At 39.7% G+C, this 19,263-nt stretch carries 11 protein-coding genes and 3 pseudogenes; 3 read left to right on the forward strand and 11 right to left on the reverse strand.

Annotation, left to right across the window (positions count from 1 at the left end; genetic code table 11):
• The 9 genes and pseudogenes from pnp to D8855_RS03950 form a co-directional block, all read right to left on the reverse strand.
• Positions 1 to 2,214, reverse strand: a complete 2,214-nt coding sequence (pnp, locus tag D8855_RS03905) for a polyribonucleotide nucleotidyltransferase (RefSeq protein ID WP_084923720.1) — start codon at positions 2,212 to 2,214, stop codon at positions 1 to 3.
• 535 nt (positions 2,215 to 2,749) lie between these two features.
• Complete coding sequence (gene metF, locus D8855_RS03915) at positions 2,750 to 3,616, reverse strand: methylenetetrahydrofolate reductase [NAD(P)H] (RefSeq protein WP_125416143.1); 867 nt, start codon at positions 3,614 to 3,616, stop codon at positions 2,750 to 2,752.
• Between the two features lie 61 nt (positions 3,617 to 3,677).
• Positions 3,678 to 5,927: a 5-methyltetrahydropteroyltriglutamate--homocysteine S-methyltransferase gene (gene metE, locus D8855_RS03920; protein ID WP_000108228.1), complete on the reverse strand. Its 2,250-nt coding sequence runs from the start codon at positions 5,925 to 5,927 to the stop codon at positions 3,678 to 3,680.
• 244 nt (positions 5,928 to 6,171) lie between these two features.
• A pseudogene (locus D8855_RS03925) lies at positions 6,172 to 6,534 on the reverse strand (TIGR02328 family protein).
• The gene (locus D8855_RS03930) at positions 6,518 to 6,922 is read right to left on the reverse strand and encodes a YbgA family protein (RefSeq protein ID WP_125416145.1); all 405 of its coding nucleotides are present in this window, start codon (positions 6,920 to 6,922) and stop codon (positions 6,518 to 6,520) included. The pseudogene D8855_RS03925 and the gene D8855_RS03930 overlap by 17 nt, the downstream one beginning before the upstream one ends.
• A gap of 80 nt (positions 6,923 to 7,002) precedes the next feature.
• Positions 7,003 to 7,170, reverse strand: a pseudogene (locus D8855_RS03935) (type I restriction-modification system subunit M); the annotation flags it as partial.
• A complete protein-coding gene (locus D8855_RS03940) occupies positions 7,169 to 11,173 on the reverse strand; it encodes a YobI family P-loop NTPase (protein ID WP_125416147.1) in 4,005 nt (1,334 codons plus the stop codon). The pseudogene D8855_RS03935 and the gene D8855_RS03940, both read right to left, overlap by 2 nt.
• Positions 11,174 to 11,319: 146 nt before the next feature.
• A pseudogene (locus D8855_RS10535) lies at positions 11,320 to 12,081 on the reverse strand (DUF6261 family protein).
• Positions 12,082 to 12,106: 25 nt separating this feature from the next.
• Positions 12,107 to 12,322, reverse strand: a complete 216-nt coding sequence (locus D8855_RS03950) for a hypothetical protein (protein WP_125416149.1) — start codon at positions 12,320 to 12,322, stop codon at positions 12,107 to 12,109.
• Positions 12,323 to 12,802: 480 nt separating this feature from the next.
• On the opposite strand from D8855_RS03950, the gene D8855_RS03955 reads away from it, so the two are divergent.
• Entirely contained in the window at positions 12,803 to 13,420 is a 618-nt protein-coding gene (locus tag D8855_RS03955; protein ID WP_125416151.1) for a TVP38/TMEM64 family protein, read from the forward strand.
• Between the two features lie 42 nt (positions 13,421 to 13,462).
• Here the strand turns inward: D8855_RS03955 and scrK are convergent, their stop codons facing one another.
• Entirely contained in the window at positions 13,463 to 14,350 is an 888-nt protein-coding gene (gene scrK, locus D8855_RS03960) for a fructokinase ScrK (RefSeq protein ID WP_125416153.1), read from the reverse strand.
• Between the two features lie 149 nt (positions 14,351 to 14,499).
• Positions 14,500 to 16,386, reverse strand: coding sequence for a sucrose-specific PTS transporter subunit IIBC (locus D8855_RS03965; RefSeq protein WP_084862947.1), 1,887 nt, complete (start codon positions 16,384 to 16,386; stop codon positions 14,500 to 14,502).
• A 379-nt stretch (positions 16,387 to 16,765) separates the two neighbouring features.
• Between D8855_RS03965 and D8855_RS03980 the strand changes: the two genes are divergently transcribed.
• On the forward strand, positions 16,766 to 18,220 hold the full coding sequence (locus tag D8855_RS03980) for a sucrose-6-phosphate hydrolase (RefSeq protein ID WP_125416155.1): 1,455 nt from the start codon (positions 16,766 to 16,768) through the stop codon (positions 18,218 to 18,220).
• The gene (locus D8855_RS03985; protein WP_125416157.1) at positions 18,201 to 19,166 is read left to right on the forward strand and encodes a LacI family DNA-binding transcriptional regulator; all 966 of its coding nucleotides are present in this window, start codon (positions 18,201 to 18,203) and stop codon (positions 19,164 to 19,166) included. The genes D8855_RS03980 and D8855_RS03985 overlap by 20 nt, the downstream gene beginning before the upstream one ends.
• The last annotated feature ends 97 nt before the right edge of the window (positions 19,167 to 19,263 follow it).

Genomic DNA, 19,263 nt, shown 5'->3' on the forward strand with positions numbered 1-19,263 from the left:
TTATTCTGAATCTTTTGGTGTTTCTGTAAATTCTTTCTTAGGTTTGTGGTCCTTGTGATGACGTGGGCGGTGAGGACGCTCTGATTTTTCACCTTTTTCATCACGTTCAGGTTTTGGAGGACGAGGAAGAAGGGCTTTCATAGAAGCATCCACACGTCCTTTTTCATCAATCTTGATAACCTTAACATCAACTTCATCCCCGATTGCTACCAAGTCTTCAACATTATTGGTACGCGTCCAAGCCATCTCAGAGATATGAACAAGGGCATCTGTCTTGTCAAAGAGGTTGACAAAGGCACCAAATTTCTCGATACGAACGACTTTAGCACGGTAAACTTCATCCACTTTGGCTTCACGGACCAAACCGGCAATAATTTCTTTAGCACGATTGATGGCATCTTGGTCGCTAGAGTAGATAGACACATTTCCTTCTTCATCGATATCAATCTTAACGCCTGTTTCAGCGATAATCTTGTCGATGGTTTCTCCACCCTTACCGATGACAATCTTAATCTTGTCCACATCAATCTTGATGGTATCAATTTTCGGAGCAGTTGGAGCCAATTCTGGACGAACTTCTGGAATGGTTGCTTCAATCACATCAAGGATTTCAAAACGCGCTTTCTTGGCTTGGGCAAGGGCTTCTGTCAAGATTTCTGCAGTAATCCCTTGAATTTTAATATCCATTTGAAGGGCTGTAATCCCGTCACGAGTACCAGCAACCTTGAAGTCCATGTCTCCAAAGTGGTCTTCCAAACCTTGGATATCTGTCAAGACTGTGTAATTATTTCCATCTGAGATGAGACCCATGGCAATCCCTGCTACTGGCGCCTTGATTGGCACACCACCAGCCATAAGGGCAAGCGTTCCCGCACAGATAGAAGCTTGAGATGAAGAACCATTTGATTCCAAGACTTCTGCTACCAAACGGATAGCATATGGGAATTCTTCCAAACTTGGCAAGACTTGAGCAAGGGCACGCTCACCAAGAGCACCGTGACCAATTTCACGACGACCTGGCGCACCGTAGCGTCCAGTTTCCCCTACAGAGTATTGAGGGAAGTTATAGTGGTGCATAAAGCGTTTCTTGTACTCTGGATCCAAACCATCAATGATTTGAGTTTCACCCATCGGAGCCAAGGTCAAGACTGAAAGAGCCTGAGTTTGTCCACGAGTGAAGAGACCAGAGCCGTGCACACGAGGAAGGAAGTCAACAACCGCATCCAAAGGACGGATTTCATCAACCTTACGACCGTCAGGACGCACCTTATCTTCTGTGATCAAACGGCGCACTTCAGCGTGTTCCATTTGTTCCAAGATTTCAGCCACATCACGCATGATACGGTCAAATTCTTCGTGGTCCGCATATTTTTCTTCGTAAACAGCAGTTACTTGGTCTTTGACTGCTTGAGTTGCAGCTTCACGAGCCAATTTTTCTTCTACTTGGACCGCTTTTTGGAGGTCACTGTTGTAGGCTGCTATGATTTCAGCTTGCAATTCAGCATCTACATGAAGCAATTCTACTTCTGCTTTTTCTTTACCGACTGCTGCAACGATTTCTTCTTGGAAAGCAATCAATTCTTTGACTGCTTCGTGCCCTTTGAGAAGGGCTTCCAACATGATTTCTTCTGACAATTCTTTGGCACCAGACTCTACCATGTTGATAGCGTGCTTGGTACCAGCTACTGTCAACTCAAGGAGAGATTGCTCTGCTTGTTCTTGCGTAGGGTTGATGATGATTTGACCATCCACATAGCCCACTTGCACCCCAGCGATTGGTCCGTCAAATGGAATGTCTGAGATAGAAAGCGCTAAAGATGAACCAAACATAGCTGCCATTGGTGCAGAAGCATTTTCATCGTAAGAAAGCACAGTGTTAATCACTTGCACTTCATTACGGAAACCTTCCGCAAACATTGGTCGGATTGGACGGTCAATCAAACGCGCTGTCAAAGTCGCATCCGTTGAAGGACGTCCTTCACGTTTCATAAAGCCACCAGGAAACTTCCCAGCTGCATACATTTTTTCTTCGTAGTTGACTTGAAGAGGGAAGAAATCTCCAGTTGCCATTTTCTTAGACATAACGGCAGCAGTCAAGACAGTTGACTCACCGTAACGTACGACAACTGCGCCATTCGCTTGCTTAGCAACCTGACCAGTCTCTACGATTAACTCACGACCCGCAAAAGTCGTTTGAAACACTTGTTTTGTCATTTTAATCCCCTTTGGATTGATGAAATTATACGCCTTGCCTACAAAGATCAAGATACCAAGGACGTCAAAAGCAAAGTAAAAATAGGAAACTGACGAAGTCTTCGATGAAGACAAGACAGTTTATCTTTTTTACACAGCTTTTCGGCCGGGTTCAATTACACAAGATAGCATTCGATTGACGCAGTGTACCATGTACACCAGGAAATCTATCTTTTTCACTAGGGATTTAGCCCGTGTTCAATTACTCAAGATACAAATCATTAGAAAGGATTGATGCTAAAGCATCTAAGCCTTTCACGCTAATCGCTGTCATGCGATTAGCTAAATGCTTTACTAACTCCCTCGTCAAATAATATCGATTTGACTCGCTCGTGTCGCTAATTCTTGCAGTTTGAATGCATTGTATTATTTAATACCCTCATCTTTGTATCAAGTACGTACAGAGTCTATTTTATCATATTTTTCTTAAAAAGTGCGGTCTTTACCATTAAAAAGGAACCATTCCCCTCAGCTGAGAAGAATGGTTTGCTTTTTATTATCCTAGAGACTGATGATTAAACAAGGCATGTGTTGCTTGATGAATGTATTTTGCTGTTTCTGCATTGTTCATCGTATAGAGATGCACACCGGCAACATCCTGAGTTACCAAGTCCACGATTTGATCCACTGCATAGGCAAGTCCTGCTGCTCTGAGCGACTCAGGGTCATGCTCATACTTGTCTAAGATGGCTTTAAATTTGCGTGGAAGATGGATATTCTCACAAGTCTTCAAGAGGCGGAGAGCCTGATTTCGGTTCAGAATTGGCATAATCCCTGCATGAATAGGAACATCAATCCCAGCCAAGATGCACTTGTCTTGGAAATCATAGAAGCGCTCATTGTCAAAGAAAAGCTGAGTTACAAGGCTCGAACATCCTGCATCCACTTTCTTCTTAAGATTTTGAATATCTGAAATCTGATTTGGTGAATCTGGATGACCTTCTGGATAACAAGCACCAACAATATCAAAGTGAGGGGCTTGTTCCTTGATGAACTCAATCAAGTCAGTTGCGTAGTGGAAATCCTTTTGTGGTTCCACATCGGGAATAATATCCCCACGAAGAGCCAAGATTTTCTGTACCCCAACCTTGTCCAAGTCTGCAATCGTTTCAGCAACCTTGTCCTTGGTCAAATAGATGGCTGGCAAGTGAGCAATAGTCGGAATCGCCAAGTCATTTTGGATAAAATCAGCCAAACGGACCGTCGTTTCCTTGATATTAAATTTATTATTGCTGGCAGTTACACTGATAAAGTGGGGAGCCAACTCCTGCATATCTTGAAGAGCAGAAATAATGTTATCATTACCCACGGCTGGGTTGGGAGGGAACACTTCAAATGAGAGTGACGGTGTTTGGCGTGACATAGTCCTTATCCTTTTCTTTTTGATTTCATTTTGAACAACCGTTGTAGGGAGAAATCTAATCTCACAATTTCTCACGCGCAGCTTTAGCTGCTTCAACAAGGCGAATCAAGCTTTCTTTTGTTTCTGGAATACCACGTGTTTTCAAACCACAGTCAGGGTTGATCCAAACTTTCTTGCTTGGCACTTTAGCAAGGATGGCTTCGATTGTGTTGTCGATTTCGCCTTCATTTGGTACACGAGGTGAGTGGATATCGTAAACCCCAGGTCCCACTTCTGTTTGGAAGTTTTTCGCTTTGAGTTCGTCCAAGATTTCAAGGTTTGAACGGCTAGCTTCAAAGGAAATAACATCTGCATCCATGTTGTCAATAGCTGGGATGATATCTGTAAATTCTGAGTAACACATGTGAGTGTGGATTTGTGTATCTGGCGCTACTGTTGAATGTACCAAGCGGAAGGCAGGAATTGCCCAGTCAAGGTAGTCTTCGTACCAGTCGCTACGACGGAGTGGCAATTTCTCACGAAGAGCAGCCTCGTCGATTTGGATAATCTTCACGCCAGCAGCTTCAAGGTCCAGCACTTCATCCTTGATAGCAAGGGCGATTTGAAGAGTAGAATCCTTGATAGAGATGTCTTCACGTGGGAATGACCAGTTGAGGATGGTAACAGGTCCAGTCAACATACCTTTAACAGGTTTGTTTGTACGGCTTTGTGCATAGCTAGACCATTTAACAGTGATAGGGTTGAGACGAGTTACATCACCCCAGATGATTGGTGGTTTAACCCCACGCATACCGTATGATTGTACCCAACCATTTTTAGAGAAGAGGTATCCTGACAAGTTTTGACCGAAGTACTCAACCATGTCATTACGCTCGAACTCACCGTGAACAAGGACATCAAAGTCGATATCTTCTTGCCATTTGATCCATTCATCGATCGTTTCAGCAAGGAAAGCGTCGTACTCTTCTTGAGACAATTCACCTTTACGGTAAGCCAAACGTTTGGCACGAACTTCTTTTGTTTGAGGGAATGAACCGATAGTTGTTGTTGGAAGAGCTGGAAGTTTGAAAGCTTCTTCTTGGATAGCTTCACGTTCTGCAAAGGCTGGCAAACGAGTGTAGTCTGCGTCTGTCAAGCCAGCGATACGCGCACGAAGTTCAGCATTTTCACCAACACGCTCAGTCGCAAAGAGTTCTTTGTTAGCTGCAAGTGCTTCTTCACCTTGACCATTGCGGATAGCATCCAAATCACGAATCTCATCCAATTTTTCAACTGCAAAGGCAAAGTGGTTCAAGATTGCTGGTTCAAATTCTTCATTAGCAGTTGTAAATGGCACATGAAGAAGTGAGCATGAGCTTGTCAAGACAATGTTTTCAGCTGGGATTTGCTCAAGAACAGCCAAGCTCTTTTCGTAGTTGTTGCGCCAGATGTTTTTACCATTGACAATACCTGCATAAAGAGTCTTGTCAGCTGGGAAGCCACCTTTAACGAGTTCAAGAGTTTTCTTACCTTCAACGAAGTCAAGACCGATAGCATCTACTGGCAAGTTTACAAGGTCAGCGTAAACGTCACGAACGTCTCCGAAGTAAGTTTGAAGCAAGACTTCAAGACCTTTTTTGTCAGCCAAGAGTTTGTTGTAGAGGTTCAAGAAGAGAGCTTTTTCTTCAGCTGTCAAATCTTTTACAAGAGCAGCTTCATCCAATTGGATACGAGTCGCACCAAGTTCTGCCAATTTAGCAAAAACTTCTTGGTAAGCAGCAACTAAACTATCTACGAAGTCTTCTGCTTTCACGCCTTCTTCAAAGTCTGACAATTGAAGGAAAGTGAATGGACCTACAAGGACAGGACGAGTGTTCAATCCAAGTTCTTTTGCTTCTTGGAACTCATCAAAGATTTTGTGACCTGCAAGTTTGACTTGAGTGTCTTTTTCAAATTTAGGAACGATGTAGTGGTAGTTGGTGTTGAACCATTTCTTCATTGGAAGAGCGCGAACGTCCCCTTTTTCTCCTTGGTAACCACGACCCAAAGCGAAGTAGCGCTCAAGGTCAGACAAGTCCAAGTTTTGAACTGAAGCAGGTACCACGTTGAAAAGGAAAGCTGCATCTAGGAAGTTGTCATAGTGAGAAAAGTCATTTGATGGGATTTCAGTGATGCCTTTTTCTTTGACAATGTTCCAGTGTTTAGCACGCAAGTCTTTTGCTGCTGCCAAGAGTTCTTCTTCTGAGATTTCTTTTCTAAAGTATTTTTCAGTTGTAAATTTTAATTCGCGGAATTCTCCCAAACGAGGGAAACCGATGATTGTAGTTGACATGATGTGTCCTCCAAAATTTGTTGTTGAAACTATCTTAACAGAAAAGAAATCATCTGTATAATTGTAAAAAATTAGGCTTTGATATAGTTTGAAACTATATCTCCGTTTTAGACAAAAGAAAAAGACTTGAGAAAAATGCCTCAAATCCTTTGTATATCTTGTTTTTTAACTATATTTCAGTTAGATGGTTCAAACGCGTTATTAGTAATTCTTATAAGTGACTATGACTTGTTATTAGAAAAGACTATAGGTTGATCCCCTTCTCTCGGAGATTGTCCAGACACTCCTCATAGTAGGCATCGTCATGTTCGCTGTAGATTGGACTGATCAGCTTCTCCTCAGCTAAATCTTGATAAGGAGGGCAGGTCTTGCCACGGTAGTTCTTGTCCAGCCACTCTGGACTGACCTTAAAGCCTCGGTCAGCCATTTCCTTCATGATCAAGCGATGATAGGCATAGAGACGATAGGGCGAGTGGGTAAAGACATAGTCCACCGTCGCATGCTTTCTGCCCCAGCCATTGCCACGCAGGGCGCAACACTCTCGATATTGCCCCAAAAGTTGAGGACGAGGAAGCTATGAAATCAAAGCCTCATGCCAAAGTCTCATGGGAGTCTCCTTTCAGTAAAGTCGAATGTTGCAAATAGGTATTTGGATAGCGATCCAGCAAGTCTCGAGTCTTAGCGATCAAGTCTTCCTTAGAAGCCTGACCAAAGCGATAGCGATCTAGCAAGAGCATGTAGTCCTTACGCTCAGCATCTGTCGCTTTCTTTTTGAAATAGCCCCAAATATGCTGAAAGGCATTGCAAACCTGACCCCTGTGTTCTGGAATCTGACAGGCACGGTCAATCATCTCCTGAACCTGACTCACCTCCACCTCTTCATTCTTGAGATACTGACGAATCTCATTGTAAATATTGCTGGAATAGCTCAAAACGAGGTATTTGTTTCTCGCCCAGAGTTGCTGGCAAAGGGCACGTTGGTTGTTATTTTCCATATTTCTCCTTACTTTCTACTAGTTCCCCAGAAATATGGAAACAAAGTTGTATCTTAAAAATAAGCGAATTAATTACGCCATCATCCTTTACAATCCGCCAAAAATTGTTTAAGTACAGAATCGGCTTCTGGTGTGGTTCCATGGAGTTGACCGAGCATTTCTAGTAGGGAAGCTGTTTGGCTTTCGATAGTTTTATTTGTCTCGTTAATCTTGCTGACGATGTCTGTCAGAGATTCTACTTCTTCCTCACCAGTACTTAATCTCACCGTCTCTAAAACCATTCAACCGAATTCCTAGAGGTTGTATGGACGAACTGCTAATCAAGCCCTTAGATAAAAGATAACTTCTCATCTTTTCGTTGAAATTATTTTTCTTAACCGTGACATCATTGTTTCCTTTTTCATTCCTATTTAATTTTTCAAAAGCTTTTTTCCATTCGTTATATACATCAGAATCACCCAAAAAAACCATTATCTCCCACAGTTCAAATAGATCTAGATATTCCCCTAACAAAGCTAACCTATGTGTTGACATTTCTGGATTATATAGTAAATTATCCTTGAGCAGGCTTGCGCGATCTAAAGGATCAATATCGTCCATAGCCAATAACTCTCGGCATAACTGAATACTAATTTCTTCACTATCTAATCTAATCAAATCATCCCAGTTTTCTTTAGCTAACTGTCTTATCTTAATTTTGATAGATTCATCTGCATTGTCATAATAATTAGAACTAATTATATAACTTAAATCATCTATATCAAATTTAGAATCAAGGATATGAGCAACAAGTTTAAGAGAAAATTGCTTATTTTTCAAGCTTACATGATCCAGAATATCTATTATTTGTAGCTTATAGGAATCATCTATTTGCTCACATTGTAACAAATCATTGAGTTCCGTTTCATCATGAACGTCTTCTTCAATCTCAAGATACTTTTCAATATTCCTTGAAATAGAATAATTTTTCATTGATGGATATTTTTCTCTGATGAACTTAAGATTATTAGCATTAAATTTTATAACATTCAAATCTATCAAAACTTCCAATCTATCATCTGAAAGCCCCGTTACATCAAAGTCTTCATAATGCCATTGCATTGATGCAAGTATTGATTTATAGATAGTTAATGCTAAATTATCTGCAGATACAACTTGAGTAAAGAAGTCGCGCTGTATCTCATCATCAAGTTGTAAAAACATATCTTGACTCAATGTAAAACTAGGATTTTGATTAATGAAGTCAACTAAATGTTCATCAATATTTTGAGTCACATCAAAATAAGAAACAACAATGTCAGAATTGACTTGTGCTTTTTTAGTTGCTACAAGTTTTCGTATCAATTCTATCCTGTTCTCATTGGACAGTTCTGCAAATTTCTTTCCAGTGTAATCAATAGAAGACTCTGGAATACTGTTGACTATTGATTCAACTGGTATTTCCTCTTCATTTTCAACATCCTCAGCTTGAAATAAAATATCATGATTAAACAATTGTTCAACGTAAGACGAATAATCATCCATTTTACCGTTTGATAGTTTGATGTATAGCTTGACATATTGCAATAAATTATTTTCCGAAGACAGACAATAATCTAACAATGGTTTGAACACTTCCTGGCTGTTTAGTAACTCGAAGTTTCTATAAATAAATTCATCTTCTAAAATATGCTTTTCAGAATACCAGTTCACAAAGAATCGTATATTGGTTTCAGTAAGAGAATATAACTTTTGATTATAAATATAGTCAATAAGCTTAATCAAGTTTTCTTCTTTGATTCTTTCTTCTCTGGTACCGAAAGTTGAAAAATTTGTAAATTTCATATTTAAATTTATCAAATTGTCTGTTAGTTGCGGTAATCGGTATCCATAACTTCCAGTTAGTATATCAAAATTATCATCTATATATTTTACAAGCAAGACTTTTGATTCTTCAGATAAAATTTCAACATCCAACAAGTTTAATAGAGCTATCACTAAGCCATTCTTTTGTGGAGCGGCATACTTATCAACATCGATTAAATAAGTATTGAATGAATCAATATTAGAGTGTAACCATTTCTCCAAAAGAGCTCTATGAATCTTTTCCTTCTTTTCAGTATCTATAAAACCATGTTTTGCACTCTGTTCCATTTGATCATAAAATTTAATTAAAAAATCTAAGATTTCATTTTGGTCAAATATCAGATCCAGTCTTTCATTTGAGTAATTTTCATTTTCTAAAATTAACAGATATTCAAACAAACTATAATTTAGAATATAACTGTATTTGTAGTCTTTAAGTTCTAGGCGATTGACTATTTCATTAAAATGGGTTAAAGAGATATCCTGATTTCCACCACGTCCAGAAATCACATTTCTGATAAATCCCTTTTCTTCTTTTGTAATTGTATTACCATAAAAATAGGTCAGATAATCTTGATATGTTTCATCAATGTAAGTATTTCTTATAAAAAAAGGAATAATAGCAAATTGTGGATTTTCTTTAATTGATTCTGAATACAGACTATCAAAATTCTCAATCTGAATTGAGGATTCATAAACATCTGACAATCTGAATTTGTCTAACTCACCTAATTCAATCTGTAACGATTGAAGTTTTTCATTTAAATGAATCAATTTTCGTTTATTTTTAGTGTTTTTTAGGCGCTCTTGAAATTCTGCACTATCTTTGTCAGGGAATACAGAATCAAGGTTCTCTTCAGAACCAAATTGATTTCGATAAGCATCTTCAAAATCAGCAAAAGAGGTAATTTTGCTATCATTTTCCAATAGCTCTTTGATAAATTCATGATAGGAGGAGAAATCCGCTTGGCTCTTTCCATTTACTTTAACAACCGTTTTCCTTGCAGGAATCTGAAAAATTAAACCGTATAGCTCAACTTCATCCTGCAAATGCTCTGCTTGTGCATTAGCAATATCTTCCCTCAATGATTGAGTTTTTTTCGCTAATTCTTTTTTACGATTTTCTAACTGTCTATCTTTTGAATGCAACAATTCATATAAATACCCTTGATTCTTTTGTAAAAGAGAGAAATCTTTTGGGAAGATATTTTTGTACACTATCATTGAAAATGCTTTTTCAGAGTTTAGTTCTAAAGCACCTAATGACTCTTTATAAGTCAGGTATTCATTACAAATATTATTAATCAGACGCATATCATCAAGGTATAATGAGATATTGAATAAAAATTTTTCATCTAACCCCTTATGAAGTTCCATATCCTTTAATATTTTTGATAATTGGTCATAAGAATTTGAAGCAGTGACAACTGGAACTACCGGAATAATAAAATCAAAAAACTTTGTTCGTTCTTGCGACTCAAACAAATCATCTTTGACAAGATAGAAAAATACTAATTTAGATTCTCCACATACTTCTCTTTTTCTGTTGATAACAATATTGAGTTCTTTGATTTTTTCAAAAATTCTAGAATTATTGAAACGCTCAATATCTTCAAAAACTACAACATCTGCCTTAGACTGATTGAATAGATAAATCACATCGTCTAAATATCTATCAAAATAAGAGACTTTATTGCTATCGTTTGAAAAAACTTCTATATCAGTTTCAACTTTATCTGATTTTAGCGATAGGTGTTTAATGAATCCAATATCTCTTTGTAACTTTAATAAATAAAAAATTCCATATAGCAAAAGAAAGAATAAGATAGCGAGCGCTACTAATTTAGTAGTTACATTAGTCGTCCAAGAGAGCCAAGAGAATCCCTCAATCAGATTAACCCATGTATTAAAACTGAAAAAATACAGAAACAGCAGTAAAAAAGAAAACAAATAAGCTGTATTCTTCCAAGGACGAATTCGTGACTCTGCATCAAGTGTTTTAAAAATTGATTTTCTAATTGAGTTAGGTTCAATCTGATGGAGTAATTGATTGATAATCTTTCCTTCAATGGTATTAATTTGACAGTTATTAAGTCCTTTTTCTTCATTATTTCTAGTTTCATCATACTGAGCAAGAGAAATATGGATAAACTTTTTATTTTTAGTTTTTTTTAGAAACTCACTCAATCTTTTTATAATTCCTATTTTGGGAGAGCTGCTATTTTGCAAATGCTTCTCAAAACTCTCAACGACACTGCTTTTACCAGCTCCATAGTTCCCTGTAATAGCTACATTTGTTGGTTCTGAATCATCACTTATAACATACTCCAAAGCTTGTAATGTGACTGGTTGAATTTCTACATTTTTATTCGAGGTAAGTGAACGGAACCTATACTCTTTTTCCATCAACAATCTCCCTTTTTCTATCTCATTATTACTGTTTATTATTTGAATTTTTCTTCTAACACCTACCATTATATCAATTCTAACTCAGTATATAAAGCTTTTATATACAAAACACCCCTTAGAATTCCGCTTCTAAGGGGTTGTCTTTATCCTGCTGCTTGGGCTGGTTCTGATGGTTTGGTCTTTTTATCTTTCTTGCTACTAGTGATGAGACGGCGCTTGCTATCTCTGATGCTATTGAGTTCCTTGAGGAGTTAAGTCAAGTGCTCCTTTTCAGGGTAGGCTTCTGCACTGGCTGCGGTATAGCGCATAAAGAGGTCGGAGCTGGTTGAAAGTTCGGTACGGAGCTGTCTGGTCTTGCCAACTTCCTTGGCAGACTTAGAAGCACGCGCCTTACTCTCCACTTGATCATATTCCTCTTGAGCATTGAGCACCGCTGTCAGCATAGGTGTCAGTCCTAGGCTGGTCACTGCCTCATGATAGGGTGTTTCACTAAGCGTTTTGAGCAGGCTCTTGATTTCTGCCGTTTCCACATCGTTGCTGTGCTTGGTGATATCCTTGTACTTGGCAAAGACTGGTTTCAAGGTTTCATGAGCTTCTTTGAGCTTGACATCCTTAATCTTAGCAAATCCTCTATGAAGGGTAAAGAGACCGACCAAGGCACTATCACGATTTCGATCCACTTCTGTCAGATTGCTAGACTCTTTTGTCTCCACCGCCGCAAGTTGAGCTTGAAAATCATCCAGCTTTGTCTTGAAGGGTTCCAAATGTTTGGCATACATAGCTTCATCCTTATTTGCCTTAGAAAAAGTTGCCAAACTTTGATGAGTATCCATCATCAAGCTTTCAAACTCACGGTTGGTAAAGTTGCTGTAACTAAGAGGGCGAATAGCGTATGTTTTTGTCATGATGATATCCTTTCTATTTAACGAATCATTTAGTTTCTTCTTTATCAAATAAAGACTGGATTAGTTCTGGAAGATAGACCTGTTTTTGATCTGTTTTTACAATGCTTCCTTGTCTATCAGGTTGAATCAAAGGTCTATCCTTAAATACAAAGACTTGCAATAATGCACAGACCAAAAATAGAAGCCCCCATAAAGGAAGTGTCGATAGCATACTCTCCTCATCATCTCTAACTTTCTTCATCAATTTTCTCCTTTAAGTTGATACATTCATTCTAACAGTTTCCCAAACCATTTTAACCCCCGTCCGCTCAACTGTCATTATTTCCATCTAAAATGTACTTTTCAGAACAAATCATACATTTCCAAATTAAAAAATCCCTATCTGACTAGACAAACATTCCCTCTGTCAGATAGAGACCCTTACTATTTTTAGATTTTGACTTTTCTAACTTTAGAATACATATAAAATTTAGGAAAGACGACTATTCGAAAGCTAGAAGACCTCAAAACTTTCGTAGATAAGCTATTCGAAGCTTAGAATACTTTTAAATTTATGGGAACACGGTTGTTCTAAACCTAGAATACATGTAAACTTTAGTAAGGAGGCCTATTCTAAGTCTCGAAGACCTGTATTCCCATCTATTCTCATCAAAAACACTCATTCCCCCTTTCTCCTCTAAAATATGGTATAGTAGAGTTATACTATCTATGAGGAGTTTACATGTCACAGGATAAACAAATGAAAGCTGTTTCTCCCCTTCTGCAGCAAGTTATCAATATCTCATCGATTGTCGGTGGGGTTGGGAGTTTGATTTTCTGTATTTGGGCTTATCAGGCTGGGATTTTACAGTCTAAGGAAACCCTCTCTGCCTTTATCCAGCAGGCAGGTATCTGGGGGCCACCTCTCTTTATCTTTTTACAGATTTTACAAACGGTCGTCCCTATCATTCCTGGGGCCTTGACCTCGGTGGCTGGTGTCTTTATCTACGGTCACATCATCGGGACTATCTACAACTATGTCGGCATCGTGATTGGCTGTGCCATTATCTTTTATCTGGTGCGCCTCTATGGGGCTGCCTTTGTCCAGTCTGTCGTCAGCAAGCGCACCTATGACAAGTATATCGGCTGGTTGGATAAGGGCAATCGTTTTGACCGTTTCTTTATTTTTATGATGATTTGGCCCATTAGTCCAGCTGACTTTCTCTGTATGCTGGCCGCGCTGACCAAGATGAGCTTCAAGCGCTATATGATTATCATCGTTCTGACCAAACCCTTTACCCTCGTGGTCTATACCTACGGTCTGACCTATATTATCGACTTCTTCTGGCAAATGCTTTGACACGTAAAAAATCCGTTTGGTTTCCCAAGCGGATTTTGTGCTTTATTTTGAAACTTCTTTTGCAAGGACAAAGTTTCCAAGAGTAGCAGAACCATTTCCTGCTACTGCCGGCGTCACAATGTAATCACGCACATCTGGCACTGGTAGGTAGCCATTTAGAAGAGATGTAAATTTCTCACGGACACGGTCCAGCATGTGTTGTTGAGCCATGACCCCTCCACCAAAAACAATCACGTCTGGGCGGAAAGTCACTGTCGCATTAACCGCAGCTTGAGCGATATAGTAGGCTTGAACATCCCAAACAGAGTTGTTAAGTTCAATGTTTTCCCCACGAACACCTGTACGAGCTTCCAAACTTGGACCAGCTGCATAGCCTTCCAGACATCCCTTATGGAAAGGACAAACACCCTTAAACTCTTTGTCAATATCCATTGGGTGTCTAGCCACATAGTAATGGCCCATCTCAGGGTGACCCACACCGCCGATAAACTCACCACGTTGGATGACACCTGCACCGATACCTGTACCGATTGTGTAGTAAACCAAGTTTTCGATACGACCACCAGCATTGTTACGGGCAACCACTTCACCATAAGCAGAGCTGTTTACGTCTGTAGTGAAGTACATTGGCACGTTGAGGGCACGACGAAGGGCACCAAGCAAGTCAACATTTGCCCAGTTTGGTTTTGGAGTCGTTGTGATAAAACCATAAGTTTTTGAGTTTTTGTCAATATCAATGGGACCAAATGAACCAACTGCAAGACCAGCAAGGTTATCGAATTTTGAGAAGAACTCAATGGTTTTATCGATTGTTTCGATTGGAGTTGTTGTTGGAAATTGTGTTTTTTCTACAACGTTAAAGTTTTCATCACCGACAGCACAGACAAACTTTGTACCGCCCGCTTCCAAGCTTCCATATAATTTTGTCATGATAAACCTCTTGTTTTTATTTTCTTTATTATAGCATATTTTAAAAATCTAAGTTTCTCAATTTTTTAGATTTTCCTCTGTAAATCTTACCATTCAAGCAAAAACGAACAAACATGTCATTTGTTCGTTTTCACATTAGAGAGGATTGATTAGATTTTCACTTCGATCACAGCATCCCCCTTCGCAACTGAACCTGTTGCGACTGGAGCTACTGAAGCGTAGTCAGCTGTATTTGTAACGATAACCATTGTTGTATCATCAAGTCCAGCTGCAGCGATTTTGTTTGAGTCAAATGTTCCAAGAACATCGCCAGCTTTCACCTTGTCACCTTGAGCAACTTTTGCTTCAAAACCTTCACCATTCATAGATACAGTGTCAATACCAACGTGGATCAAAACTTCAGCACCATCAGTTGTTTTCAAACCAAAAGCGTGTCCTGTTGGAAAGGCAATTGAAACTTCAGCATCAGCTGGTGCATATACCACACCTTGGCTAGGTTTCACAGCGATACCTTGTCCCATAGCTCCACTTGAGAATACTGGGTCATTAACATCAGCAAGAGCAACAACGTCACCAACGATAGGAGTTACAAGTGTTTCATTTTGAAGAGTTGCTGGAATGTTACCAGTTGTTTCTTCTTGGACCAAACGTTCTGTCTCTACTTCAGTAGCAACTTCTTTTTCATCCTCATAACCAAACATATAAGTAAGAGCGAAACCAAGAACGAATGATACAGCTACCATAAGAAGGTATTGTGCAAGTTGTCCGTTACCGATGTAAAGCATTGTACCAGGGATGACGGTGATACCATTACCAGTACCTGCAAGTCCAAGGATAGAAGCCAATCCACCACCGATTGCACCAGCAATCAATGAAAGGAAGAATGGTTTACGGAAACGCAAGTTAACCCCGAAAATAGCAGGCTCTGTAATACCTAGGAAGGCAGAAAGAGCAGCTGGGAAAGCAAGTGTTTTTAGTTTTGGATTTTTAGTTTTAACACCAACCGCAACAGTCGCAGCACCTTGAGCTGTCATAGCAGCTGTGATGATCGCGTTGAATGGGTTAGCATGGTCAGCAGCAAGCAATTGAACTTCAAGCAAGTTGAAAATGTGGTGCACACCTGACACGACAATCAATTGGTGAACCCCACCGATCAAGAAACCACCAAGACCAAATGGCAAGCTGAGGATCGCTTTTGTAGCGATAAGGATGTAGTTTTCAACGACGTGGAAGACCGGTCCAATGACAAAGAGTCCAAGGATAGACATGACCAAAAGTGTAACAAATGGCGTTACCAAGAGGTCAATGACATCTGGAACAACCTTGCGGACAGCTTTTTCAAATTTAGCTCCGACAACCCCGATGATGAAGGCTGGAAGAACAGAACCTTGCAAACCAACAACAGGGATGAAACCAAAGAAGTTCATAGCTGTTACTTCACCACCTGAAGCGACTGCCCAAGCGTTTGGAAGCGAGTCAGAAACAAGCATCATACCAAGAACGATACCAACGGCTGGATTTCCACCGAATACACGGAAGGTTGACCACACAACCAAACCTGGCAAGATGATAAAGGCTGTATCTGTCAAGATTTGCGTGTAAGTTGTCACGTCAGCTGGAAGTGTCATTCCAAGAGCAGTCAATAGACCACGTACACCCATGAAAAGACCTGTTGCTACGATAACTGGGATGATTGGAACGAAAACGTCACCGAAAGTACGGATAGCACGTTGGAACCAGTTCCCTTGTTTGGCAGCTTCTGCTTTCATATCATCTTTAGATGATGTTGGCAAACCAAGTGCAACAACTTCATCGTACATTTTGTTAACTGTACCTGTACCAAAGATGATTTGGTATTGACCTGAGTTAAAGAAAGCACCTTGAACTTTTTCCAAGTTCTCAATCACTTCTTTATTGATTTTTCCTTCATCTTTGACCATGACACGAAGACGAGTCGCACAGTGGGCAACACTGTTGACATTTTCACGTCCGCCCAAGGCATCGATGACTTTTTTTGCAATTTCCTGATTGTTCATTTGCAAAAATCTCCTTATATAAAATTTTGTTCTTGTTTGAAAGCGATTTTATCCGCCCTACGACTATTATTTTATCATGTTTTAGAAATATGTCAAGCGTTTTGCAGAAAAAATATTCTATCCACTTAGTAAGCATGCTTTAGATTGATTGATTTTGACTGTTTTATCAGGTATTCCTTGAAAAAATAAGTTTAAAATCTTATTTAAAAGGGTTTTGTTTCATTCTCTTTCATATTTTCGTGAAAATTTGATTGATTTCCTGCATTTATTTTGTGACAAACGTTTGACAGTTTTTTCTTTTTTTTAACATAAAAGGCTTGCTTTTTTTTCCGAAAACGGTTACTATTAAAAGTGATAAGATTTTTGGAGGAATGAATGAATGGAATGGACTACTGAGCGTCGTTACAGACTTTATCAAGATTGGACGCAAGAAGAAATTCAACATATAAAGGGAAATATGGCACAATCTCCATGGCATACTCATTACCATGTTGAGCCAAAAACAGGACTTCTCAACGACCCAAATGGCTTTTCTTACTTTGATGGGAAGTGGATTGTTTTTTATCAGAACTTCCCTTTTGGTGCAGCCCACGGTTTAAAATCTTGGGTGCAGCTTGAAAGTGATGATTTGGTTCACTTTAGAGAAACTGGAGTCAAAGTGTTGCCTGATACTCCATTAGACAGCCACGGTGCCTACTCTGGTTCTGCCATGCAGTTTGGCGATAACTTGTTCCTATTCTATACAGGAAATGTCCGCGATAAAAACTGGATCCGTCACCCATACCAGATTGGGGCTTTGATGGATAAGGATGGAAAGATTACCAAGATTGACGAAATCTTGATTGACCAGCCAGCTGACTCTACTGACCACTTCCGCGATCCGCAAATTTTTAACTTTAAAGGTCAATACTATGCTATCGTCGGTGGACAGGACTTGGATAAAAAAGGCTTCGTCCGTCTCTACAAGGCTGTAGACAATGATTACACAAACTGGCAAGCAGTTGGTGACCTTGACTTTGCTAACGACCGTACTGCCTACATGATGGAATGTCCAAATCTGGTCTTTGTAGGGGAGCAACCTGTCCTTCTCTACTGCCCACAAGGATTGGATAAAAAAGTTCTAGACTACGACAATATCTATCCAAATATGTATAAGATTGGGGTTTCCTTTGATCCTGAAAATGCCAAAATGGTAGATGTGTCTCAACTTCAAAACATGGACTATGGTTTCGAAGCCTATGCAACTCAAGCCTTCAACGCTCCTGATGGACGTGCTCTAGCTGTTAGCTGGCTTGGCTTGCCTGATGTTTCATATCCATCTGACCGTTTTGACCACCAAGGAACCTTCTCTTTGGTCAAGGAACTCACTATCAAAGACGGCAAGCTCTACCAATACCCAGTTGCAGCTATTAAGGATCTTCGTGCCTCTGAAGAAGCCTTGTCAAACCGTGTTCAAAGCAAGAACACTTACGAACTCGAACTCAACTTGGAAGCTAATAGCCAGAGCGAGATTGTCTTACTTGCTGATAAAGAAGGCAAGGGACTTTCCATCAACTTTGACCTTGTAAATGGTCAAGTGACAGTAGATCGTAGCCAGGCTGGAGAACAGTATGCCCAAGAATTTGGTACAACTCGTTCTTGCCCAATCGATAACCAGGCTACTACTGCTACGATTTTCATCGATAACTCTGTCTTTGAAATTTTCATCAATAAAGGAGAAAAAGTATTTTCTGGTCGTGTCTTCCCACATGCGGACCAAAATGGTATCCTGATTAAATCTGGAAACCCAACTGGAACTTACTATGAATTAGATTATGGTCGCAAAACTAACTGATGTCGCCAAACTTGCAGGAGTCAGTCCTACTACCGTTTCTCGGGTTATCAACAAAAAAGGTTATCTCTCTGAAAAAACCATTCAAAAGGTTAATGAAGCCATGCGGGAATTGGGCTATAAACCCAACAATCTAGCTCGCAGTCTACAAGGAAAATCAGCTAAGTTAATCGGCTTGATTTTCCCCAATATTTCCAATGTTTTCTATGCAGAATTAATTGATAAGCTGGAACACCAACTCTTCAAAAATGGTTATAAGACCATCATCTGCAACAGTGAGCATGATTCTGAGAAGGAACGCGAATACATCGAAATGTTGGAAGCCAATCAGGTAGACGGCATCATTTCTGGTAGTCACAACTTGGGAATCGAAGACTACAATCGCGTGACAGCGCCGATTATTTCCTTTGACCGAAACCTGTCTCCAGACATCCCTGTCGTCTCCTCTGACAACTATGCTGGTGGGGTCCTTGCTGCCCAGACCATAGTCAAGACAGGTGCCCAGTCTATCATCATGATTACAGGGAATGACAATTCCAATTCCCCAACTGGGCTACGTCACGCTGGCTTTGCATCTGTTCTCCCCAAAGCACCTATTATCAATGTTTCCAGTGACTTTTCTCCTGTCAGAAAAGAAATGGAAATCAAGAATATCTTGACTCGACAAAAGCCAGATGCCATTTTTGCTTCAGATGATTTGACAGCTATTCTGGTCATTAAAATCGCTCAAGAATTGGGCATTTCTGTCCCAGAAGAGCTCAAGGTCATCGGCTATGATGGGACCTATTTTATCGAGAATTACTACCCTCATTTGACGACTGTGAAGCAACCTATGAAAGAGATTGCCCAACTCACTGTTGATCTCCTCTTGCAGAAGATCGAAGGTAAAGAAGTTGCGACAACTGGTTACTTCTTACCAGTTACGCTATTACCAGGAAAAAGTATTTAATACTCTTCAAAAATCTCTTCAAACCACGTCAGTGTCGCCTTACCGTAGATATATGTAACTGACTTCGTCAGTCTTATCTACAACCTCAAAGCAGTGC

Origin of the sequence: Streptococcus mitis (assembly GCF_003942685.1) — a bacterium.
Classification (GTDB): Bacteria; Bacillota; Bacilli; order Lactobacillales; family Streptococcaceae; genus Streptococcus; species Streptococcus mitis_CD.